The organism is Nitriliruptor sp. (genome assembly GCF_040882075.1).
In the GTDB taxonomy this organism is placed as follows: domain Bacteria; phylum Actinomycetota; class Nitriliruptoria; order Nitriliruptorales; family Nitriliruptoraceae; genus Nitriliruptor.
In genome coordinates this window covers 16698-39184 of sequence record NZ_JBBEBZ010000201.1, presented here as the reverse complement: position 1 = coordinate 39184, position 22487 = coordinate 16698, and the positions used below count along the sequence as shown (strand labels likewise).

At 71.3% G+C, this 22487-nt stretch carries 20 protein-coding genes; 9 read left to right on the top strand and 11 right to left on the bottom strand.

Annotation, left to right across the window (positions count from 1 at the left end):
• Positions 1-62: 62 nt before the first annotated feature.
• On the bottom strand, positions 63-2270 hold the full coding sequence (gene recG / locus WEB03_RS14075) for an ATP-dependent DNA helicase RecG (protein WP_368071546.1): 2208 nt from the start codon (positions 2268-2270) through the stop codon (positions 63-65).
• Entirely contained in the window at positions 2267-3949 is a 1683-nt protein-coding gene (locus tag WEB03_RS14070) for a DAK2 domain-containing protein (RefSeq protein ID WP_368071545.1), read from the bottom strand. The genes recG and WEB03_RS14070 overlap by 4 nt, the downstream gene beginning before the upstream one ends.
• 258 nt (positions 3950-4207) lie before the next feature.
• Between WEB03_RS14070 and rpmB the strand changes: the two genes are divergently transcribed.
• Entirely contained in the window at positions 4208-4429 is a 222-nt protein-coding gene (gene rpmB / locus WEB03_RS14065; protein ID WP_368071544.1) for a 50S ribosomal protein L28, read from the top strand.
• A gap of 90 nt (positions 4430-4519) precedes the next feature.
• The gene (locus tag WEB03_RS14060) at positions 4520-4753 is read left to right on the top strand and encodes an Lrp/AsnC ligand binding domain-containing protein (protein WP_368071543.1); all 234 of its coding nucleotides are present in this window, start codon (positions 4520-4522) and stop codon (positions 4751-4753) included.
• A gap of 360 nt (positions 4754-5113) precedes the next feature.
• On the opposite strand, the gene WEB03_RS14055 is transcribed toward WEB03_RS14060, so the two are convergent.
• Genes WEB03_RS14055 through WEB03_RS14045 form a run of 3 tightly spaced genes read right to left on the bottom strand, consistent with a single transcriptional unit; the run spans position 5114 to position 8496 of the window.
• Positions 5114-6193 carry a D-alanine--D-alanine ligase family protein gene (locus WEB03_RS14055; protein ID WP_368071542.1) on the bottom strand — a complete coding sequence of 360 codons (1080 nt, stop codon included), beginning with the start codon at positions 6191-6193 and terminating at the stop codon, positions 5114-5116.
• Positions 6194-6243: 50 nt separating this feature from the next.
• The gene (locus WEB03_RS14050; protein ID WP_368071541.1) at positions 6244-7452 is read right to left on the bottom strand and encodes a PLP-dependent aspartate aminotransferase family protein; all 1209 of its coding nucleotides are present in this window, start codon (positions 7450-7452) and stop codon (positions 6244-6246) included.
• 42 nt (positions 7453-7494) lie between these two features.
• On the bottom strand, positions 7495-8496 hold the full coding sequence (locus WEB03_RS14045) for a hypothetical protein (protein ID WP_368071540.1): 1002 nt from the start codon (positions 8494-8496) through the stop codon (positions 7495-7497).
• Between the two features lie 146 nt (positions 8497-8642).
• On the opposite strand from WEB03_RS14045, the gene WEB03_RS14040 reads away from it, so the two are divergent.
• On the top strand, positions 8643-9557 hold the full coding sequence (locus WEB03_RS14040) for an SDR family oxidoreductase (RefSeq protein ID WP_368071568.1): 915 nt from the start codon (positions 8643-8645) through the stop codon (positions 9555-9557).
• Between the two features lie 51 nt (positions 9558-9608).
• Here the strand turns inward: WEB03_RS14040 and WEB03_RS14035 are convergent, their stop codons facing one another.
• Positions 9609-10616 carry an NAD(P)H-dependent glycerol-3-phosphate dehydrogenase gene (locus WEB03_RS14035; RefSeq protein ID WP_368071539.1) on the bottom strand — a complete coding sequence of 336 codons (1008 nt, stop codon included), beginning with the start codon at positions 10614-10616 and terminating at the stop codon, positions 9609-9611.
• Positions 10617-10756: 140 nt separating this feature from the next.
• Here WEB03_RS14035 and cofC point away from each other — a divergent pair, with 140 nt between their 5' ends.
• The gene (gene cofC / locus WEB03_RS14030) at positions 10757-11383 is read left to right on the top strand and encodes a 2-phospho-L-lactate guanylyltransferase (protein ID WP_368071538.1); all 627 of its coding nucleotides are present in this window, start codon (positions 10757-10759) and stop codon (positions 11381-11383) included.
• A gap of 9 nt (positions 11384-11392) precedes the next feature.
• Here the strand turns inward: cofC and WEB03_RS14025 are convergent, their stop codons facing one another.
• Positions 11393-11707, bottom strand: coding sequence for a lipopolysaccharide assembly LapA domain-containing protein (locus WEB03_RS14025; protein WP_368071537.1), 315 nt, complete (start codon positions 11705-11707; stop codon positions 11393-11395).
• A 137-nt stretch (positions 11708-11844) separates the two neighbouring features.
• Between WEB03_RS14025 and WEB03_RS14020 the strand changes: the two genes are divergently transcribed.
• The 3 genes from WEB03_RS14020 (at position 11845) to WEB03_RS14010 (ending at position 16897) form a co-directional block, all read left to right on the top strand.
• The gene (locus tag WEB03_RS14020) at positions 11845-12045 is read left to right on the top strand and encodes a hypothetical protein (protein ID WP_368071567.1); all 201 of its coding nucleotides are present in this window, start codon (positions 11845-11847) and stop codon (positions 12043-12045) included.
• Positions 12046-12178: 133 nt separating this feature from the next.
• Positions 12179-14320 (top strand): site-specific DNA-methyltransferase, encoded by a 2142-nt coding sequence (locus WEB03_RS14015; RefSeq protein ID WP_368071536.1) that lies wholly within the window; start codon positions 12179-12181, stop codon positions 14318-14320.
• 3 nt (positions 14321-14323) lie between these two features.
• Positions 14324-16897 (top strand): DEAD/DEAH box helicase family protein, encoded by a 2574-nt coding sequence (locus tag WEB03_RS14010; protein WP_368071535.1) that lies wholly within the window; start codon positions 14324-14326, stop codon positions 16895-16897.
• A 64-nt stretch (positions 16898-16961) separates the two neighbouring features.
• Here WEB03_RS14010 and WEB03_RS14005 read toward each other — a convergent pair whose 3' ends face one another.
• The 3 genes from WEB03_RS14005 to WEB03_RS13995 form a co-directional block, all read right to left on the bottom strand.
• Entirely contained in the window at positions 16962-17699 is a 738-nt protein-coding gene (locus tag WEB03_RS14005; protein WP_368071534.1) for a hypothetical protein, read from the bottom strand.
• Positions 17700-18032, bottom strand: a complete 333-nt coding sequence (locus WEB03_RS14000; protein WP_368071533.1) for a hypothetical protein — start codon at positions 18030-18032, stop codon at positions 17700-17702.
• A 137-nt stretch (positions 18033-18169) separates the two neighbouring features.
• Positions 18170-18967 (bottom strand): hypothetical protein, encoded by a 798-nt coding sequence (locus WEB03_RS13995; protein ID WP_368071532.1) that lies wholly within the window; start codon positions 18965-18967, stop codon positions 18170-18172.
• A gap of 53 nt (positions 18968-19020) precedes the next feature.
• On the opposite strand from WEB03_RS13995, the gene WEB03_RS13990 reads away from it, so the two are divergent.
• Complete coding sequence (locus WEB03_RS13990; RefSeq protein WP_368071531.1) at positions 19021-20028, top strand: GNAT family N-acetyltransferase; 1008 nt, start codon at positions 19021-19023, stop codon at positions 20026-20028.
• Between the two features lie 12 nt (positions 20029-20040).
• On the opposite strand, the gene serB is transcribed toward WEB03_RS13990, so the two are convergent.
• Entirely contained in the window at positions 20041-21270 is a 1230-nt protein-coding gene (gene serB, locus WEB03_RS13985; protein ID WP_368071530.1) for a phosphoserine phosphatase SerB, read from the bottom strand.
• Positions 21271-21294: 24 nt separating this feature from the next.
• Between serB and WEB03_RS13980 the strand changes: the two genes are divergently transcribed.
• Entirely contained in the window at positions 21295-22473 is a 1179-nt protein-coding gene (locus tag WEB03_RS13980; protein WP_368071529.1) for an aminotransferase class I/II-fold pyridoxal phosphate-dependent enzyme, read from the top strand.
• Positions 22474-22487: the final 14 nt, after the last annotated feature.

Here is a 22487-nt window from a genome sequence, read left to right as displayed (position 1 = left end):
CGCCTCCTCGAACCGACTCGGACGCTAACGGCCCCGGCGCAGCGGCGGGCGCGGTCGTGCCGTCAGCCCGTCTGCAGGGCGGCGAACGCCTCGAGACCGCCCTCGTAGCGGCGGAGGACCTCGGCGCGCAGCGGGCCGTGGTGGCTGAGGTCGGGATCGACGGCGACGACCCGTCGCGCCCGCTCGCGTGCGAGGACGATGGTCGCCTCGTCCCGACGGAGGTCGGCGAGCTTCAAGTCAGGCAGGCCGGACTGCGCCTTGCCGAACAGCTGCCCGGCTCCACGGAGGTCCAGGTCGGTCTCGGCGAGGACGAAGCCGTCGGTGGTCGCGGCGACCGCCTGCAGACGTGCCTCGGCATCCTCGGTCAGCTCGCCCTGCCACCCCGCGAACAGCACGCAGTAGGACGTCCCGCCACCGCGACCGACACGGCCACGCAGCTGGTGGAGCTGGCTGATGCCGAACCGCTCGGCGTCCTCGATGACCATCACCGTGGCCTCGGGGATGTCGACGCCGACCTCGATGACGGTGGTGGACACCAGCACCTGCGCTTCCCCCGACCGGAAACGGGACATCGCCGCCTCCTTGTCGTCGGGGCGCATGCGGCCGTGGACGAGTCCGACGGTCAGATCGGGGAACACCTCGGTCGCCAGGTGCTGGTGGTGGTCGGTGACGTTGGTCGCCGCGACCTCGCCCTCCTCGACCAGAGGACACACCACGTAGGCACGTCTGCCCGCGCGCGCCTCGTCCCGGATGAACGCGTACAGCCCCGCCCGACGATCCTTCTGCTCCGGCGTGATCAGGGTGGTCTTGATCGGTTCGCGCCCGGGAGGGAGCTCGTCGAGCACCGTCACGTCGAGGTCGCCGTAGAGGGTCAGCGCGAGCGACCGCGGGATCGGCGTCGCGGTCATCACCAGCACGTCGGGGAGCACGTCGCGACCGTCGACCTCGGCGCCCTTGTCCTTCAGCTGCACCCGTTGGGACACCCCGAAGCGGTGCTGCTCGTCGATGACCACCACCCCGAGATCGGCGAACCGCACACCCTCCTCGAGCAACGCGTGGGTGCCGACCACGATGTCGACATCGCCGGTGAGCAGGTCACCGAGGACGCGGCGCCGGTGGGAGGTGGTCGACGAACCCGTGAGCAGCTCGACCCGGACCCCGTCGAGGACGTTGACCCCGAGCGGGGCGAGCAGCTCGGTCAGGGTCCGGTGGTGCTGTTCGGCGAGCACCTCCGTCGGCACCATGAGCGCCGCCTGGCGCCCGTGGTCGACCGCGTTCAGGAGCGTCCAGACCGCGACGACGGTCTTGCCCGACCCCACGTCCCCCTGCAGCAGCCGGTGCATCGGACGCGAGCTGGCGAGGTCCTCGGCGATCGCCCCGAAGCTGCGTTGCTGCGCGCCGGTGGGCTCGAACGGCAGCGCCCGCAGGAACTCGTCGGCGCGACCGAGGTCGACCGGCGAGTTGTCGCGCCCCACGGTGCCCGCCTCGAGGTGGGCGCGCCGCCACTGCAGGCCGAGCTGGAGCGCGAACAGCTCGTCGAAGACCAGCCGCTGCCGAGCGGCGCGGGCGGTCTCGCGGTCCGGCGGGAAGTGGTGCTGACGGAGCGCGTCGTCGAGGGCGAGCAGGTCCAGCTCGTCGAGCCACCCCTCCGACAGCCAGTCCGGGATGGTCGGGAGGCCGGCGAGCGCGTGTTCGACCAGCGCGACCAGCTTGAAGGACGGCAGCTCCTTGACGGCGGGGTAGACCGGCAGGAGCCGCTGGTGGTCGAGCGCGGCGAGGTCGTCCGGCACCCCGGCCGTCCCACCCTCGCGGAGGTGGCCGAGGACCTGGGTCTCGGGGTTCGAGACCTTGAGCGTCGACCGGAACCGCTCGACCTTGCCGGAGAACGCGGCGACGGTGCCCTCCGGCAGGGTCCGCTTGCGCCACTCCTGGTTGAACCACGTGGCCTCGAACGCCGCACCGGAGGCTTGGACGACGCGGGCGCTCGCCACGGTCAGCCTGCGGCGGCCCTTCGGGATGCGCCGGATCGACCAATCGGTGATCGTCCCGATGAGCGTCGCCGGTTCGCCGACCTCGACCTCCGACAGGTCGAGGACCTCGCCGGCGTCGTGGTGCTTGCGAGGGTGGTGCTCGATCAGGTCGTGGACCGTGCGGACCCCGAAGTGCTTCCTCAGGCGCGAGGCGACCGTCGTGGTCACCCCCGGCACCGCGGTGACCGGATCGTCGAGCTGGAGCCGGACCGGGGCCGCCTGGTCGTCGGGACCCGTCACTCCACCCCCACCGTGTAGCGCGACGGGTGCTGGCCGGCGTCGATGACGGTCAGCTCGGCGCCGTCACCGAGCCGATCGCGGACGACCTTCTCAGCGAGGCCACGTTCGTCGTCGGACACGTCACGACCGAGCAGGAGGGTGACGAGCTCCGACTCGGCGGTCCCGAGGTGGTCGCAGATCGCGTCGAGGGCCTCGAGCGCATCGTGCGCGGCGGCCACGACGTCGCCATCGACGACGGCCAGCGGTTGCCCGGCCGTCACCGACCCGATCGGGGTCTGCGCGTCGCAGACCGCCGGTACCACCTCGCCGCAGCGCACGGCCCCGGCGCTCGCCCGGAGATCGGCGACCACGTCCTCGGCCGGAGCTTGGGGATCGAGGACGGCCAGCGCGGCCAACACCGCGGGGAGGGTCGAGGCTTCGTCGATGACCTCGAAAGGTCGGCCGCCCTCCGCGACGGCCACGTCGGCCGCCTGCCTCGCCGTGGGGATGGCGTTCGGGTGCCCCGGCAGCACCACCAGCGTCTCCGCTCGGACGTCACCGCAGGCGTTCAGCACGTCGGCGACGGACGGGAGCCTGCCGGCGGCGCCCTCGATGGTGGTGGCTCCGAGCGAGGCCGCCAGAGCGTGCGCCCCACCACCCGAGACCACCGCCACGACCCCGACGGTCGCCAGCGGCGCGTCCTCGCGCCGAGCGGCGATCTGGTCGCCGAAGTGGGTCACCGAGATCTCCGACGCTCGGCCGAGCTCCAGGCCCTCCTCGATCGCTCCGCCCACGTCGTCGGTGTGTACGTGCACGTTCAGCAGCCCTCCGCCGGCGACGACCACGACCGAATCCCCGAGCAGCTCGAGCCGGTCGCGCAGGGCGGGGGCCACCTCGTCGTCGGCGTCGAGCAGGTACTGCACCTCGAACCGGTAGGCGAGCGATCCGTGCGCGCACTCGTCGCGGAAGGGACCAGCGGTCACGTCGGCGTGATCCTCGGCCGCTTCGGGATCCTGACCGGTCAGGTGGGCGTGGACCGCGGCGATGAGGACCTCGAAGCCGCGAGCGCCCGCGTCCACGACACCGGCGTCGCGCAGGACCTCGAGCTGCTCACGGGTGGCGCTCACCGCAGCGTGCGTCGCCGCGCAGACGCGGGCCGACGCCGCGATCAGATCGTCACCGTCCTCGGCGGCCTCAGCTGCTTCAGCAGCGGCGACGGAGACCACCGTCAGGATCGTGCCCTCCACCGGCTGGCCGACCGCCTCGTAGGACAGCTCGCGAGCCCGCTCGAGCGCCTCGGCGTACAGCCCGGCGTCGATCACGCGGTGGCCGCTGACCACGTCGACCACGGCGCGCAGGATCTGCGACAGGATCACCCCGGAGTTGCCACGCGCTCCCCGGAGGGCCCCGCGGGTCACCGCGCGGCCCGCCGCGACCGCGTCGGCGTGCTCCTCGGCCTGGAGCGCATCGAGGCCCGCCCGGATGGTGAGGGTCATGTTCGTGCCCGTGTCGCCGTCCGGGACCGGGAACACGTTCAACTCGTCGATCCGCTCGCGCTGCGCCGCGAGGGCGGTGTGGACGCGCTCGAGCAGCACCGGGAGCTCGGCGGCGCCGAGGGGCGACCCGCCGGAGCGTCCCGACCCGGCGCGCCGATGGCCGTCCGCAGACCCGTCGGTCCCGTCCGGTGGGGAACTGCTCACGACCGCTCCTGACCGTGCCGCGCCTGGCGCGCGGATGGTCCGGCGGAGCGTAGTGCCGACCGTCCGCCCACCGACCGAGGACGGCCCGGCCGCCTCCTCACCGACCGCGACACCGGTCGCGGGGCCCCGCCGCTGCTGGTAGCCTCACCCCGTCACGGCCCGCTCGTGGCCGACCCCCTCGTTCCGACCCCCTCCCCGCCGTGCCTGCAGCGCCGCGTGCGCTCGCCACCCGCGGGATGTACCCCCCGGAGGACCGCGATGCCGTCCACCTGCGACCTCTGCGCCAAGAAGCCCTGGTTCGGCAAGCAGGTCTCCCACTCGCACCGGCGCTCCTCGCGCCGGTGGGACCCGAACATCCAGCGGGTCAAGGCCAGCGTCGACGGCCGCACCGTCCGGCTGAACGTGTGCACCTCCTGCCTCAAGGCGGGCAAGGTCGTCCGTCCCGCCGTCAAGGCCAAGGCGCGCACCACCGAGGCCTGACAGCCACCGCACCTGCCGACGCCGCTCGCTCGCCGGGCGGCGTCGTTGCTGTGCGCCTAAGGTCGGCCGCAGTCCCCGGGGAGGTGCAGCGTGGTCGAGGCCTACATCCTGATCCAGACCGAGCTCGGGGCCGCCGCGGCGGTGGCGGCGGCGACCGGTGAGCTCCCCGGCGTCGTGACCGCACACGACGTCACCGGGCCCTACGACGTGATCGTCAAGGCCGAGGCACCCGACGTGAACGAGCTCGGTCGGCTGGTGGTCTCCCGGTTGCAGGGCATCGAGGGCATCACGCGGACCCTGACCTGCACCGTGGTCGACCTGTAGCGCTCGCTCGGCCACCGGTGCGGGTCGTCACTCGGTCTCGAGTTCGACAGCGGGTATCGATGGGAGAGGCCCAGAGGAACGCCCAGCAACGGGCGTTGCCTACTGGCTCGGCCCGCCCGGTCCTCGGCTTGCGGGGTCCTGACGTGGCGCTGGCGCCACGCCAGCCCCCCGGTAGGCCGGCGCGCACCGATCGGTCGGGCTCGCGGGGTTCTGACGTGGCGCTGGCGCCACACGAGCACCCCGGTAGGTCGGGCGCACCGATCGGATGGGCTCCGGACATCCGAGGGCCGACCAGGCGGGATCCGCCGTGCTGTCACGGTGGGGGCGCTCGGGCCTACCGCGCGACGCTCGTTGCCGAACTCACTCGGTCTCGAGCGCGAGCTCGAGGAGCCGGTCGACGAGCGCCGGGTAGGCCAGGCCCTCGGCGTCCCACAGGCGCGGGAACATCGAGTTCGGCGTGAAGCCCGGGATGGTGTTGATCTCGTTGATCAGCAGCCGTTCGCCGCCGTCGTCGCCGACCAGGAAGAAGTCGACGCGTGCCATGCCGCGGCAGCCGATGGCCCGGTAGGCGCGCCGCGCCATGTCGTCGATACGGCTGCCGACCTCGGCGGTGACCTCCGCGGGGATGACCAGCTCGGAGTCGTCGAGGTACTTGGCCTCGAAGTCGTAGAACTCGTGCGACGGCCGGATCTCGCCGGGCGCGCTCACCTCGAGGTCACGCACGCCGAGGACGCCGACCTCGATCTCGCGCGGGGCTTGGAACCCGCGCTCCACGACCGCGACGAGGTCGTAGCGGTACGCCTCGGCGAGCGCGTCGGCCAGGTCGTCGCGCGACGAGACCTTCGAGATCCCGATGCTGCTGCCCTGCCGGGCCGGCTTGACGAACCAGGGGTAGGGCAGGTCGCTCTCGAGCCCGTCGGCGACCTCGTCCGGAGCGTCAGCCCACCGCGCGCGGTGGACGGTGCCGTAGTCGCCCTGCGGCAGGTCCGCAGCAGCGAAGGCGGCCTTCATCGCGGCCTTGTCGACACCGATCGACGACCCGGTCACGTCGGCCCCGACGTAGGGGACGCCGACGGTCGTGAGCAGGCCCTGGACCGTGCCGTCCTCCCCGTACGGCCCGTGGAGGACGGGGAAAGCCACGTCCACCTCCGACACGACCCGCGAGGTGCCAGCGTCCTCGTCGAGCTCGACCAACAGCGGGCCACGACGGCTACCGACGAGCGCCACGGTCGGACCGGCGTCGTCGACCTCCGGCATGGGCTTGCCGGGCGGGGTGACGATGTCCCCGTCGGTCAGCGTCCAGCGACCGTCACGGGTGATGCCGACGGCCAGCATCTCGTAGCGGTCGCGGTCGATCGCGGCGAGGACCGAGCGGGCCGACAGGCACGAGACCTCGTGCTCGCTCGATCGGCCTCCGAACAGCAGCAGGACGCGCTTCACGACGTGGTGCTCCCTCCGAGTGGACGACGCGACGCTAGCGGAGCGACCTGTCAGTCGAGCGGGGCCGTCCGGGCGGCGTCGAGGGCGCGGAGGACGTCCGCGACGAGGTCGTCGACGTCCTCGATCCCGACCGAGAGCCGCACCGTTCCGGGCCGCAGCCCCGCTGCTGCCATGGACGCGCCATCGAGCTGGCGGTGCGTGGTCGAACCGGGGTGGACCACGAGGGAGTGCGTCCCGCCGAGCGACACGGCGCGGACGAACACCTCACAGGCGTCGGCGAACGCCTCGGCGGCTGCACGGGACGGCAGCTCGAGCGCGAGCACCCCACCCGGCCGCCCTGACAGCACCGTGTCGACCAGGTGGCGTTGCGGGTGATCCGGACGGGACGGGTGGTGGACGGCGAGCACGCCTTCGGCCGCCGCGAGCGCCGCAGCGACGACGGTCGCGTTCGCGCACGACTCGCGGACGCGCAGCGGCAACGTCTGGATGCCGCGGGTCACGAGCCACGCCTCGAACGGCCCGAGCGACGCCCCGAGCTCGTAGATGTGGTGCCGGACGCGGCCGATCAACTCGGACGACCCCGCGACGACGCCGGCGACCACGTCACCGTGACCGCCGAGGTACTTGGTCGCCGACTCGACGACGAGGGTCACGCCCATCGACAGCGGCTGGCACAGCACGGGCGAGGCGAAGGTGTTGTCGACCACGAGGCTGACCCCCGCGTCGTGGCACACCTCTGCGATGGCGGGCAGGTCGACGATCGAGGTGGTCGGGTTCGCGATCGTCTCGAGGTGGACGACGGTGTGCTCGTCGGTCAGCGCGGCCCGGACGTCGTCCGCCGTGAGCAGGTCGGCGACGTCGACCCCCCAGCCGCTGTCCCGCCGGAGCCGTTCGAGCAACGCCCAGGTGCCCCCGTACAGGCGCGAGGTGACCAGCACCCGTCCGTCGCCCCGCAGCACGTCGAGCGCGGCGTGGATCGCGGCGGTACCGGACGCGGCGGACCACGCCGCCTCGGCGTCGTGCAGGGAGGCCACGACGGCGTGCAGCGCGGTCGAGGTCGGTCCGTCGTACCGGCCGTACACGTAGCCCGGTGCCGCGTCGGTGAGCAGGTCGCCGATCTGCGCCGAGGTGTCGGTCCCCCAGGTCGCCGCGAGGTAGATCGGGACGCTGAGCGGGTGCTGCTGCACCGGCGGCACGGTGGCGCCGTGGACGGCGCGGGTGGCGAACCCACCCGGGGTCCGGGGAGGCGTCGGTTCCACGGTGGGGCTCCAAGCGAGCGAGGGCGGGCGGACCGACCGAGCCTAGTGGGAGGCGGAGGGCGCCTCGCTCACGCCGTGGACGGCTCGAGGCGGCTCGTCCGGTGTCCGTGGTCGCCCCGCGGTCCCGAGCCCGGGGAGCCAGGAGCAACCCGGTGCGGTGTCATCACGCGAGCCCAGGATCAGCAGCGCGAGCATCGCCCCGTAGATGGGCAGGTGACCGATCAGCTCGGTCGCACCGAGGAAGAACAGCGTCGCGTTGAACGGCACGCCCGCCACCAACACCACCGACTGTGGAGCCGCACCAGAGATGAGCAGGAGACCGAAGAGGATCTCGACTCCGGCGGCGAACTGCACGAACTGCAGATCGGAGATGGGCAGGCCCACCAACTGCAGGATGTTGAACGCCGGGTAGGAGCTGAGGAACTCGAGCGCCAGGTCGGGTCGCGCGAGCTTCTCGGTGAACGCCAGCACGATGAGCGCGACACCCACGAGCACGCGCAGACCGAGGACGGCGCGCCGGATCCGATCGAGGTCGATGCGGATGGCGCCGAGCGGGCGCGAGTCGTCGGGCGGCAACAGCGCCAGGAACAGCCCGATGCCGAGCAGGTCGGCCCGTTCGAGGATCGGCACGATCCCGTAGCCGAGCATCCCGAGCGGTCCGGCCAGCACCAGCAACCAGGCGGCGGGGCGCACGCGCCACCCGGCGATCAACCACACCCCGACGACGCCCTCGAGGATGCCGAGCCCAGCGCCCCACCACGTGGTCGGCAGCTCGAGCGCGGGGACGAGGTACTCGAACCGCGAGGCCTGGGCCAGCAGCGACACGCCCGCGTGGACGCCGAGCAGGCGAGGAACGAACGGGCCGAGGCGACCGAGCGGCCGCAGGAACCCGAGCTCCGGGGTCGGCAACCGAGCCGCGACCCACCGCCAGACCAGGGCCCCGACCACGGCGAGCCCGATCGCGAGCAGGGACAGTGGTGCACGTGCGAACGCCCAGTCCAGCGGCGGCAGCACGTCGGTGAACCACAGCGCGTGCGCGAGCACGTCGTTCCTCTCGGCGGTCGGGGTCGCTTGCGAGTTCCGGCTGGCCGGAAGCCCGACGGTAGGGTGGAGATCGTCCCGCTGCGACGTGGACGTCGGAGTCCCGCCGCACCCTCAACGGAGAACCTGGGAGGTCCCGAGTGGCACAGATCGACTACGACGGCCGCGTCGCCATCGTCACCGGCGCCGGCGGTGGCCTCGGCCGCAGCCACGCCCTGCTCCTCGCCAGCCGCGGCGCCAAGGTCGTCGTCAACGACCTCGGAGGCAGCCGGGACGGCTCGGGCGCGGGCTCGGAGATGGCCGACCAGGTCGTGCAGGAGATCGTCGCCGCCGGTGGGGAAGCGGTCGCCAACTACGACTCCGTCGCCGAGTGGGAGGGTGGCGAGTCCATCGTCCAGAGCGCGATCGACGCCTTCGGCCGGGTCGACATCCTGGTCAACAACGCGGGCATCCTGCGCGACGTCTCCTTCGCGAAGATGGAGCCGGCGCAGCTCGACCTCGTGCTCAAGGTCCACCTCTACGGTGGCTTCCACGTGACCAAGGCCGCCTGGCCCCATATGCGCGAGGCCAACTATGGCCGGATCATCAACACCACCTCCGGGTCGGGGCTCTACGGCAACTTCGGGCAGTCGAACTACTCGGCCGCCAAACTCGGGCTCGTCGGTCTCACGCGCACGCTCGCCATCGAGGGGCAGAAGTACGGCATCACCGCGAACGTCATCGCGCCGATCGCCGCGTCACGCATGACCGAGGACGTCATGCCGCCCCAGCTGCTCGAGGTGCTCGAACCCGAGAACGTGTCGCCGCTGATCGGCTACCTCGCGTCTGAGGGCTGCACCGAGACCGGGAAGATCTACTCGGTCGGGGGCGGGTACATCGCCCGCGTCGCCATCGTCGAGGGAACCGGCGCGACCTTCGAGGACGGCTTCGGCCCCGAGGACGTCGCCGCCAAGTTCGACGAGATCTCCACCGTGCCGCTCGGCGAGGGCAACGCCGAGTTCACCAACGGCGTGATGGAGCAGACCGGCAAGATCGTCACCGCACTCGGCATCACGTTCGACTGAGCCGGAGCGTCACCGGTGCGAGGGGTCGCTGCGGCGGCCCCTCGCCCGTGTCTACATCCCGTAGACCTCGGGCTTGGCGCTCCGCGACAGCAGGGCCCCGACGAGATCCTCGGGCGACGCACCCTCGTGACAGACCGACACCACGCCCTGCGCGATCGGCATCTCGACACCGGCCTGCTCGGCCAGTCCGAGGATGGCACGCGAGGACTTCACGCCCTCCGCGACCATGTTCATCGAGTCGATGATGTCATCGAGGCTCTCACCGCCGCCGAGCCGTTCACCGACCGTCCGGTTGCGCGACTTCGGTGAGGTACAGGTCGCGACGAGGTCACCCACGCCGGCCAGGCCGGCGAACGTCATGGCGTCGCCACCGAGCCGCACCCCGAGACGGGCCATCTCCGCCAGGCCGCGGGTGATGACGGCGGCCTTGGTGTTGTCGCCGTACCCCATGCCGTGGGCCATGCCAGCAGCGAGGGCGATCACGTTCTTGACGGCGCCGGCCACCTCGACGCCGGTCTTGTCGTCGTTGGTGTAGACCCGGAAGTAGGGCGCCATCACCGCCGCCTGCACCCGTTCGGCGCGGCTCGCGTCGGGCGAGGCCGCCACGGTCGCGGCCGGTTGCCTCTGGGCGCACTCCTTGGCGAGGTTCGGGCCGCTGACGACCACGACCCGGTCGGGGTCGCAGTCGAGCGTGTCGGCGATGACCTGGCTGCCGAAGCGCATGGTGTCGACGTCGACGCCCTTGATCAGGCTCGCCAGCGTCGCGTCCCCGTCGATGTGCTGGCCCCACGCCTCGAGCTGTTCGCTGATGCCGACCGATGGCACCGCCAGCACGACGACGTCGGCCCCGGCGAGCGCTTCCTGCGGGTCGACGGTCGCGGTGAGGCTGGGCGGCAGCTCGACGTCCGGCAGGTAGTCGGCGTTGGTGTGCCGGTCGGAGATCTCCGCGGCCACCTCCTCGCGCCGGGCCCACAACACCGTCGGCTCCCCCGCGTCCGCGCACATCGCCGCGAAGGCCGTCCCCCACGACCCCGAACCCATCACCGCCACCTTGCTCACGCTCGCTGCCTCCCACGCGCGAGCGTCCCGTGGCACGCGCGGTCCGACCCTACTGCCCGTCGGTAGGCTGCCGCGCGATGTCCACGTCCCCATCTCCCGGTCCCACCGCCGCCCGCCGTCCCGGCGCGCAGGTCACCGTGGTGGTGCCGCTCCGCTCCCCCGGCGAGGGCAAATCGCGGCTCGCCGGGACCCTGTCGGTCGAGGCTCGGGCGGCGCTCGCGGGGGCGATGCTCGCCGACGTCGCCGCGGCGCTCCGAGGTGCCGCGGTCGATCGGATCGTGGTCGCCGCTGGTGGGCCGGCCGCCGTCGCGGCCGCGGCCGCGCTCGGGCTCGAGGCGGTCAGCGATCCGCCGGGGACACGTGGGCTCGATGCCGCGCTGGCGGCCGCTCACGCGCGCATCGGACCGATCGGTGCCTCCCTCGTCGTGGCTGCCGACCTCCCGCACCTGCGACCCGCCGACGTGGCCGCGCTGCTGGCCGCGGACGCACACGTCGCGGTCGCACCGACGACCGACGGGGGGACCGGCGGCCTGCTGCGACGACCCGCCGACGCCTGCGGGACGGCCTACGGCCCCGGATCCGCACAGCGCCACCTCGACCTCGCTCGCGCCGCCGGCCGTCGATCGCAGCAGGTGACGGTCCCGGGGTTCGCCCACGACGTCGACATCGCTGCCGACCTCACGGGCCTCCGCTGCCACGACCGGCCACCGCTCGGCACGTTCACGACCGCGTTGCTCGACCAGCTCGACATCGCAGACGCGAGCTGAACCCGATGGTCAGCGGTGGCGACGGTGGCGCTGCCACCCGACGAGCGTGGCGACGGCCGCGCCGATGGCGAACGAGATCAGCAGCAGCAGTATCAACGGGACCCCGCCACTGACCCGCTCGCCACCCTCCTCGACGACCTGCGTCTCGCCGAAGATCCAGGAGAAGTCGACCGCCTGGGCGTTGGCCAGGGCGAAGATCCCGAACAGCACCGCGAGGATCACGATCGCGATGCGGCCGATCTGCTGGGTCACCGGCGTCGACCTGCCGTCACCATCAGCGGTGGGTTCCCGCTCGACCTCGTCCTCGTGTTCGTGCTCGCTCACGGTGCCTCCTCGATCGCGCCGGTGGCCGGGGCCACCATCCTCCCCGCTACCCTCCGTCCGCGCTCGCGGATGAGGCTGGACGCCCGGCCGTCCGGTCCGAGCGCGCGCAACGAGCGACCGCGCTCCCGCCCCAGGAGATCACCGTGCCGCAGGGCACCATCCGCACCTTCGACGTCGCGACCCGCACTGCGACCCTGCTCGATGATCTGCTCGTCGAGCACGCCGTCGACGCCGAGGCGGTCACCGCCTCCGGGTTGATGGAGATGCGGATCGGTCAGCGCGTGCGCTTCGAGCTCGACGGGGACCGCGTCCACCTGGTCAACATCGTCAGCCTCTGACGACCAGCACGCAGGGCTCCTGGCGCGTTCGCGCCGCGGTCATGGCGACAAGCATCGAGCTGCACGTCGCACGCAGCCCCTATCGTCCGCGGTCGGACGTGGCCCACAGAGCGGTCGAGGGGGAAGGTCGCCCGTGTCGAGGTTGAGCAACCTGCTCCGGCAGGTCGAGGCGAAGGCACCCGAGCTCGCCGCCGACCTCCGTCGCGAGGTGGAGGCGCTGCGTTCGCGGCGTGCGTTCGGGCTCAACTTCGAGCGCCACGTCCCGGAGATGGTCGAACTCCCCGGCCGAACCATCCGCCGTGGCGACAAGGTCCGGTTCCTGCCGGAGCGAGGCGCGCCGGCCGACAGCGTCGATGATCGCATCTGGCGCGTCGTCGCTGTTCGCCGCAGCCCCGACGGCGCGGTGGCGGAGCTCGCCCGGAGCGCTTCCGCGGAAGCGCTCGACGAGGTCGAGCACGAGTCCCCTTCGCGATCCTGCGAAGAGCTCGTGGTGGTCGCCGAGTTCCGTGATCCGATCTACCCCGGGCTGGTCTCGACCGGCAAGGTCGAGCGCGGCGGTAACAAGCCGTTCCACTCGGTGATCAACGCGGAGAACTACCACGCCCTGCAGGCGCTGCTGTACACGCACGAGGGCAAGGTTGACGCGATCTACATCGACCCGCCCTACAACTCTGGCGCACGGGACTGGAAGTACAACAACGACTACGTCGACAGCGACGACGCCTACCGGCATTCCAAGTGGCTCGCGATGATGGAGCGCCGCCTCAAGCTGGCGAAGCGACTCCTCAACCCCGATGACTCCGTGCTGATCGTCGCGATCGACGAGAAGGAGTATCTGCGCCTCGGGTTGCTGCTTGAGCAGACGTTCCCCGACGCGCGGACAGAGATGGTCACTTCGGTCGTCAATCCCCGTGGCAGACATCGGCCTGGGCGATTCTCCCGCTCCGATGAGTACATCTACGTGGCTCTGCTTGGCGATGCTCGGGTGGGCCAAGAAGAGGACCCAGAATTCGCCGGTGGAAAGAGAGTGCCTTGGCGGACCCTCAGAAGAAGCGACGCCTCATCTGCTCGCGGAACATCGAAGGGGGGACCGGCTCAGTTCTACCCCATCTACATCTCGGCTGACGGGCAGATTGCAGCCATTGGAGAGCCTCTCCTGCCCGAACAGGATCGCTCCACTACGCCGGGAATCGACGGCTGCGAAGCCGTATTCCCGATCCGTGATTCGGGGCTCGAGATGAACTGGGGCCTCACTGCGCCAGGCCTCACGAGACTGACCGAGCACGGTTATGTACGTGTAGGTCGACACACTCCAGACAAGCCTCAGAAGTGGGAAATCTCGTATCTAACCTCCGGCAAGATTGCAGATATCGAAGAGGGGCGGGCCGAGGTCGTAGCGCGGGAGGACAATGGGGCGGTCATCGCTGAGTATCGAGACAGCAAGATGAAGACACCGACCTCCACGTGGGTCCGCCCTGCACACAACGCGGAGACGGGTGGCACCTTGGTCTTGCGGGAACTGCTTCCCGATCGTCGGTTCCCCTTCCCCAAGTCCCTCTACGCCGTCGAGGATGCGCTCCGGTTCTTCGTGACGGACAAGCCGGGTGCCGTGGTCCTCGACTTCTTCGCGGGGTCGGGGACGACCGCACACGCGGTGATGCGGCTGAACCGACAGGACGGTGGGGGGCGGCAGTGCATCTCGGTGACCAACAACGAGGTGTCGGCCGAGGACGCGCAGCAGCTGCGTGCAGCGGGGCACCGACCGGGCGACCCGACGTGGGAGACGCTGGGGATCTGCGAGTACTTCACCAAGCCTCGGATCGAGGCCGCCGTGACGGGCCGGACGCCCGAGGGTGATCCGATCAAGGGTGACTACCGGTTCACCGACGAGTTCCCGATGGCCGACGGGTTCGAGGAGAACGTCGAGTACTTCACCCTCACCTACGAGGCGGCACGACCGGTGGCACACAACCGGGCGTTCGCGGCGGTCGCGCCGCTGCTGTGGCTCCGAGCAGGCGCCCAGGGACGGCGGATCGACGCGGCGACGGTCGACTTCGACGTCGCGGACACCTACGGGGTGCTGTTCGACCTCGATGCCACACAGGAGTTCATCGCGGCCGTCACCGATGCCGATCCCGTGACGCTGGTGTTCGTGGTCACCGACGACGACCGCGGCTTCCAGGCCGTGTGTGCCGAGCTCCCAGCCCGTGTCGAGGCCGTGCGGTTGTACTCGTCGTACCTGACCAACTTCACCATCAACACGGGTCGGGAGTAGCCGGTGCGCTACACGCTGAAGGACTACCAGGACGATGCCGTCGGCGACGTCCTCGGCCACCTCGAACGTGCCCGTCACGACTGGCACCGATGGCAGAGCCCGATCGCGTTCTCGTTGACCGCCACGACCGGGGCCGGCAAGACCGTGATGGCGGCTGCGGTGATCGAGGCGTTGTTCGACGGCAGCGCGGACCACGACTTCGAACCTGACCCGGGTGCCGTCGTGCTGTGGTTCACGGACGACCCCTCGCTCAACGAGCAGACCCGCTTCCGGCTGATGGACGCCGCCGACCAGATCGCGCACTCGCGACTCGAGGTCATCGAGAACACCTTCAACCGGGAGAAGCTCGAAGCGGGGAAGGTCTACTTCCTCAACGCCCAGAAGCTGTCGCGGAACTCGCTGCTGGTCAAGGGCGCCCCCGAAGGGGGACTGCTCGAAGGTCGGGACGTGCCACCGGACGCGCGCGCGTTCACGATGTGGGACACCCTGGCGAACACGATCGCCGACGAAGACCTGACGCTCTACCTCGTCCTCGACGAGGCGCACCGTGGGATGAGATCCCCGACCAAGCGCGCACGGGCCGAGCGAGCCACGATCGTCCAGCGGTTGGTCAACGGCGCGAACGGGGTCCCGCCGGTGCCGATCGTGTGGGGGATCTCCGCCACCGTCGAACGGTTCGACGACGCGATGGCGGTCGCGACCGGGCGCACCACCTACCCGCCGGTGAGGGTCGACCCGGCGAGGGTGCAGGAGTCCGGGTTGCTGAAGGACGACATCCGGCTCGAGTTCCCCACCGAGTCCGGCACCTTCGACACGGTCCTGCTCGCGCGGGCGACCAGGAAGGTCAGGGAAGCCACCGAGCTGTGGCAGGCGTACGCCGACCGCGAAGGCGCTTCCGCGGAAGCGGTCCGGCCGCTGCTGGTCGTCCAGGTCCCCAACAAGCCGTCCGACGAGCTGCTGCTCGACGCGTTCACCACCATCGACGAGACCTGGCCGGAACTGGCACCGGACGCGATGGCCCACGTCTTCGGTGAGCACACCGACATCCGCCTCGGTGGGTTCGACGTCCCCTACATCAGTCCCGAGCTGGTCGAGGACCGCCGCCACATCCGGGTGCTGTTCGCCAAGGACGCGATCTCGACCGGCTGGGACTGCCCCCGCGCCGAGGTGTTGGTGTCGTTCCGGCCGGCACAGGACGAGACCCACATCACCCAGCTCCTCGGACGCATGGTCCGTACGCCGCTCGCCCGACGCGTACCCGGCGACGACTTGCTGAACTCGGTCGTCTGTGTGCTGCCGCACTTCAACCGCTCGACCGCCGCCGACGTCGCCAGGGCCATGGTCGGGGACCGCGAGCACGACGCGGACGGCACCGGAGGCGGCGACGGCCGCCGGGTCATGGTCGTGCCGGTCGACATGCATCCCAACCCGGCCGTTCCGGAGACGGTGTGGGACGCGCTCGAGAAGCTGCCGTCACAGACCCTGCCACGTCGTGTTGCACGACCGCTTCGCCGGTTGATGGCTCTCGCCCACGCCCTCTCACGAGATGGCCTGCGCGACGACGCACGCAAGGAGGCCTACCGGGAGCTGTGCGCGGTGCTCGACGGCCTCGCCGGGCGTCACCGCGAACGGCTGGAAGCCGCCAGGGAGGACGTGATCGAGGTCGGCGGGGAGACCATCAACATCGGGGTGTTCGCACGTGAGGTCTCACCGGCCGGATCGTTCGTCGAGATCGCTGACGACCGCGCCGTCGAGGCGCACTTCCAGGCGGCCGGCCGGGCGCTCACCCCCGATCTCGCACGGGTGTACGCGGAGCACATCGCCGTCGGGGACGAGGACGACGACGGCCTGTTCGACGCACACGTTCAGGTTGCTGCCCTCGCACGCCTCGAGGGCGCCGGGGAGGAGCTCGACCGAGAGGCCGACCAGCTCGCCTCCCGGTGGTTCGACACGCACCGGGTCGCGATCAAGAGCCTCCCCGACGAACGTCGTACCGCGTACGACGAGATCAAGGGGCTCTCCCCCGAGCCCCAACGGATCGAGATCCTGCGTCCGCGAGTGCGCACCGAGGAGACCGAGGATCTGAACGGTGGCCGCCTGCCAACTCGCACCGGCCACCTCATGACCGACGACGACGGCCACTTCCCAGTAGGGACGCTCAACCGTTGGGAGATCGGTGTCCTCGACGCGGAGATGGACCGTGAAGGCTTTCAGGCGTGGTACCGCAACCCGTCCCGTCCGTCCGAGGATGCGCTCGCGGTGGCCTACCAGGACGGCCAAGGACACTGGCGTCGCATGTGCCCCGACTTCGTGTTCTTCCACGGCGACGACCACGACCTCAAGATCTCCATCGTCGACCCGCACGGCACCCACCTCGGTGACGCGCTCGACAAGCTCCGCGGACTCGCCGCCTTCGCCGAGGAGTTCGGCGAAGAGTTGCACCGTGTCGAAGCCATCGCCGAGATCGACGGCGACCTCCGTGTCCTCGATCTGAAGGAGGCCGGCGTGCGACAGGCCGTCGAAGCCGCGACGGACCCGGCAGCGCTGTACTGCAGTGGTGCCGCCAGCAGCTACTGAGCGCAGTCAGTCTCAGCGCGGTGGCGACCGCCCGTTCCACCCGCAGTGGGCGGTGGCGTGGAGGTCATCCGCTTCGGTGCGGGCCTGGATGTCCCGTGCGTCGAACACACGGGCGCTGCGCGCGTGGAAGGAGCACACCGCAGCGTTCCCCGGAGCGTGCGGAGAGGATGGCTGCTGCCTCACCCGGTCCGAGCGGCTCCGCTCGGGACCGTGCGCGTTCGAGGGCTGCAACGAGCGCAGCCATCGGGTCGGGTCCCTCAGGTCCCCACCCGGCGGCCATAGCGGCTTCGATCTCGTCTCGGCTCAACAGCGCGGCGATCTCCTCGCCGAGGAGCCCGGACGCGACCGCAGCGCGCCGCATCCCCTCAGGTGCCGGCTCGGGCCGGAAGTCCCACCCGTCGAGCCCGACCTGTTCGGCGACCACGTCGAGGATCGCCAGCGCGTCCCACAGCTCGGTCAGCTCATCGTCGGTGAGCACACCAGCATCACGCAGGCCGATCGCCATGTCGTACACCTCGGAATCGGTGCGTGGCCCCAGACACAACGCCTCGATCAGGCCGACGCCATCGACGACCGTGGCGCGGTAGACCACCCGCTGGTGGCCGCCGAGCACCTCGAGCGTGTTCCACCCAGCAAGTGGTGCACGCAGGGGATGCTTCCCGCCGGGGTCAGCACACAACCGGACCAGCCCGACCAGCACGTCCTCACGCCGCCATACCATCAGTTCAGCGAGCTGCTCGACGAAGAGATCGGTGAGGACGAGTTCCGCGGCGTCGGCCGGGAAGCGTTCGCTGCGGCGCACTCAGCGCGCCAGCTGGCGCGCTCGCTCGTGGACGCGGTCGAGGTCGATACCGAGCTTCTCGCACACCGCGTCCAGCCTGTGCGATTGACCGGCGCGTCCGGCTGCCACCTCGCACATCTGCTCGACGACCTCCCGCCGGGCTTCGCGGACCAGCCGGGCGGTCTCGTCGAGGCGTTCAGCGCTGTCGACGACCGCACCGGGGCGTCCGTACTTGGTGAGCACGACACGCCGCTGCGCGGCCTGGTCGTTCACCCAGGACACGCCTCGCTCGGCGGCGGCAGCGATGGGGACGCGCAGCGGGGTGCGCTCGGACGGGGCGGAGTTGCTACTCATACGCCAGACCGTACCTGGTCTGTGCAGTCTTGCAAGGACGCCCGGTTCGGCCGCGCGGGTTCACGGTCGTGGCGCTGTACAGCAGGGATGCCGCCAGCAGCTACTGACTCTCGCCGACCTCCCGCCGTCGGCGAGCGTCAGGCTTCGAGCTCGTCGAGCACCGCGGCGGTCCGCGCGAACAACCCGCGTCCGTGGTCGATGCCTTGGCTGTCGGCCCACTCGCGGGTCTCATCGAGCACGTGCCGGAGCTTGCCGGTGACCTCCGGCGCCGTGGCACCGTGCTCCGCGAGCGCCGCCGAGGCGACCTTGTCCGGATCGGTCTCCATCAGCTCGCGGACGAGGTCGCCCGCGTCCGGCTCGTCGCGCCACGCCAGCGCACAGGCCGCCACGAAGTCCGGTGAGTCGAAGTCGCCGTCGGAGGCGATGACCGCCAGGTGCATCAGGGCCTTCGCCGACAGCCGGTCCTCGTCCGCGACGGCCGCCACGAGCGGCGCGTAGTCGCCGAGCTCGCGGTCGCCGACGAGCGGGGCGTGGAGCTGGAGGTACTTGGCCCGCACCGCCACGTTGGTGTGCACCTCGAGGTCGTCGGGCACGGCACCGTCGGCCTGCCAGTCGGCCAGCGGCTTGGCGGCCTCCCAGTAGTCGGCCGGGTCGCCGTCCGCGCGGAGGGAGGCGGGCGCCGCGAGGGTCTTGTTGGGATCGACCGAGTAGCTCACGCGGCCCGGCCCACACGCCTCGACCGTCCCCTTGGCGTGATCGAGCGACAACCACCCCGATACCCGCCGGCCGTTGGCGTACGTCCCGGGGGCCGCCTCGTCGAACGTGTCGATCGGGCCGAGCGAACCTGACAGGTCCGCACGGGTGCGCAGCCCGTCCTCCTCGATCAGCGGGAGGTTGCGGACCGGGGTCAGGTGGTGGACGGTCACACGGGCCACAGCGAGTGCCTCGTTCGTCGTCGGTGAGGCGAGCGAGGGTAGCGTCGCTGGCTGTGCCTCCCGATCCCCACGCCGACGAGCTCCGGTCCCCACCGGAGCCGTTCAGCTCGCGTCGCCCGACCTGGGACGACGTCGGCCGCGTCGCCGATCTCCTCGCCGCCGCCGAGCGCACGCGGACCGGGGTCGTCGCCACGCGTGCCGAGGACGTCCGCGTGCGGTGGCTCATGCTCGACGGGCTCGAGGACGTCGTCCTCGTCGAGGAACCGGGCCCCGAGCCGGTGTTGGTGGGCGTCGGCGAGTACAGCACCGAACTCGACCTGCTCGACGAGGCGACGGTCGTGCACGTCGAGGGTCAGGTCCACCCGGCCGCGACGGGACGTGGGATCGCCACCCACCTGCTCGACCTCGCCGAGACGCGGGCTCGCAGCGCAGCCGCCGAGGAGGGAGCCGAGACCGCCATCGTGCGGACCACCGTGATCGACGGCGACGACCGGGCTCGGGCGTGGTTCAGCACGCGGGGGTTCGTCCCCGTCCGGCACCTGCTGACGATGCGCCTCTCCCTCGACGAGCCGCCCCGTCCCCCGACCTGGCCGGAGGGCATCACCACCCGCAGGTTCCGGCCCGGCCGGGACGAGGTGCGGGCGTGGACGGCCCACAGCGCGGCCTTCGCCGACGTGCCGACGCACTTCCCGTTGACGCTCGAGGAGTGGGTCGAGGACCGGATCCTGCGCGACCCGGCGTTCGACCCGTCGCTGACGCAGCTCGCGTGCGACCCGGACGGCGAGGTGGTCGGCCTCGCGTTCTGCCGGGCCGGCGTCGAGGGCGCGCCGGAGGAGGGCTGGGTCCGCGACCTCGGGGTCGTGCCCGCCTGGCGTGGCCGCGGGCTCGGGATGGCGCTGCTGCTCGACGCGCTCGGCACCTTCCGGACGCGCGGGTTGACCGGTGCCGCGCTCGACGTCGACGACGTGACGATCGGTCCCGCGGTGCGTCTCTACGAGCGGGCGGGCCTGCGGATCGTGCGTCGCATCGACGTCGTGGAACGCCTCACCTCGACCGGCTGACCTCGCCGGCGGTCACCGAGGCGGGGTACCCGGGACCGGGATGAGCCCGCTCCGCACCACGCTCGGGTCGTTGGCGTCGGCCGCCTCGACCTCGTCGCGGCGGATGCCGAGCAGGAACAGGATCGCGTCGAGGTAGGGCACCGTGACGGCCGTGTCCGCGGCCGCTCGCACGGCGGGCTTGGCGTTGAAGGCGATGCCGAGACCGGCGACCGCCAGCATGTCGAGGTCGTTGGCGCCGTCGCCGATGGCGACGGTCTGTTCGAGGGGGATGCCCTCGGTCGCGGCGATGCGGCGCAGCACCTCGGCCTTCCCGGCCCGGTCGACCACCTCACCGATGACCCGTCCGGTGAGCCGACCGTCGGCCACCTCGAGCTCGTTCGCCACCGCGTGGTCGATGCCGAGGTCCGCCGCGAGACGGTCGACGACGGCCGTGAAGCCGCCGGAGACGATCGCGACGGTGTAGCCGAGACGCTTGAGCGTCCGCACGAAGGTGCGCGCGCCGGGCGTCAGGGTGATGGCATCACCGACCTGGTCGAGCACCTCGACGGGGGTCCCGGCGAGCTTGGCGACCCGCTCGCCCAGCGACGTCGCGAAATCGAGCTCGCCCCGCATCGCCCGCTCGGTGATCTCGGCCACCTCGGCGTGGCAGCCCGCCCGTTCGGCGAGCATCTCGATGACCTCGTCCTGGATGAGGGTCGAGTCGACGTCCATGACCACCAACCGCTTGGCCCGGCGGCCGAGCGATTCGCGTTGCACGGCGACGTCGATCCCGTGATCGCCCGACGTCGCCACGAGGTGGGTCCGCATCCGGTCGATGTCACCGTCGACGACGACGAACTCGAACGAAACCACCGGGTAGCGCGACAACCGGACGATGCGGTCGATGTTGCCGCCACCGTCAGCGATGGCACGGGTGACGTCGCGGAGCGCGGCAGGCGAGAGCGCCGCACCGATCACGGTCACGACAGCGCGGTCCGAGCTGGCTCGCGACGAGCTGTCCTCGACGACCTCGAAGTCGAGCTGCAGGTCGTGCTGGAACCCGTGGAACAGCAGCTCCTTCAGGGCGTCGTCACCCTCGTCGACGCCGAGCAGCAGGTCCAGGGTGAGCCGCTCGCGGACCACCACCTGCTCCATGTCGAACAGCTCGACACCGCTGTCGGCGAGCACGCCGAGCAGGCCCGCCGTGATGCCGGGCCGGTCACGCCCGGAGACGTGCACGAGGATGGTGCGCTGGGAGCTCACGCCGGCGAGCGTACGCTGCCGCCCATGGTGACCTCGAACCCCGCGCTCGCGCAGCTGGGCGGCTACCCGCTCGCGCGACTCCAGGATCTGGCCGGGCAGCTGCGTGCGGACGGCGCGACGCTGCACGACTTCTCCATCGGTGATCCGGACGAGCCGACACCGGCCTTCATCCGTGAGGCGCTCACCGGCGCGGTGGGTCCCGTCAGCCGCTACCCGACGGCGGCCGGACAGCGTGAGCTCCGCGAAGCCGTGGCCGGCTGGTTCGCCCGGCGCCACGGCGTCGAGATCGATCCCGACGCGCACGTCCTGCCCTCGGCCGGCAGCAAGGAGGCGATCTTCCACCTCCCGCTCGCCGTGCTCGATCCGGGGGGTCCGAAGCGCCACGTGGTGTGGGGCGATCCCGGCTACCCGGTCTACGGCCGCGGCGCGATGTTCGCCGGCGGCGTGTCCGATCCCGTCACCCTCACCGCCGAGGACGGCTGGCGGCTCGACCTCACCGCGTTACCGGCCGACCGGCTCGACCGCGCCTGCATCGCGTGGGTCAACCACCCCCACAACCCGACCGGCGCGACCGTCGACGTCGGCTGGTACCGGCAACAGTTGGCCGTGGCGCGCGACCACGACGTCCTGTTCGCCTCCGACGAGTGCTACCAGGAGGTGTGGTTCGACGAGCCCGCCCCCTCGGCGCTCGAAGCCACCGACGGCGATCTGACCGGTGTCCTCGCGTTCGTGTCGCTCTCGAAGCGTTCGGGGATGACCGGCTACCGGTCGGGCGCCATCGTGGGTGACCCGGAGCTGATCACCCGTCTGCGGCTGTTGCGCCCGAACATCGGGACCGCGCCGCCGGACTTCGTGCAGGTCGCGGCGACCGCCGCCTGGAGCGATCAGGGTCACGTCGACGAGCGCCGCGCCGTCTTCGCCGCGAAGCGCGCCGTCGTGCTGCCGTTCCTCGAAGAAGCCGGCATCGAGGTGTCAGGTTCCGAGGCGACGTTCTACGTGTGGTTCCGCGCACCCGGTGGCGACGACGCGGCCTACACCGAGGCGCTCCTGCGGGAACGGATCGTGGCCTCCCCCGGGCGGTCCTTCGGGCCGGGTGGGACCGGCTGGCTCCGGCTGGCGCTGGTCCCGACCGTGGACGGGTGCCGAGCCGCCGTGGCACGGTGGCGAGAGGCGCTGGATGCTGGCAGGCTGCCCGGCTCGTAGCGCCTCAGCTGCCG

Coding starts and splice junctions, on each gene's coding strand:
- WEB03_RS14000 (WP_368071533.1), bottom strand. CDS start 18,032: ATGAGTAGCAACTCCGCCCCGTCCGAGCGCACCCCGCTGCGCGTCCCC.
- rpmB (WP_368071544.1), top strand. CDS start 4,208: ATGCCGTCCACCTGCGACCTCTGCGCCAAGAAGCCCTGGTTCGGCAAG.
- WEB03_RS13980 (WP_368071529.1), top strand. CDS start 21,295: ATGGTGACCTCGAACCCCGCGCTCGCGCAGCTGGGCGGCTACCCGCTC.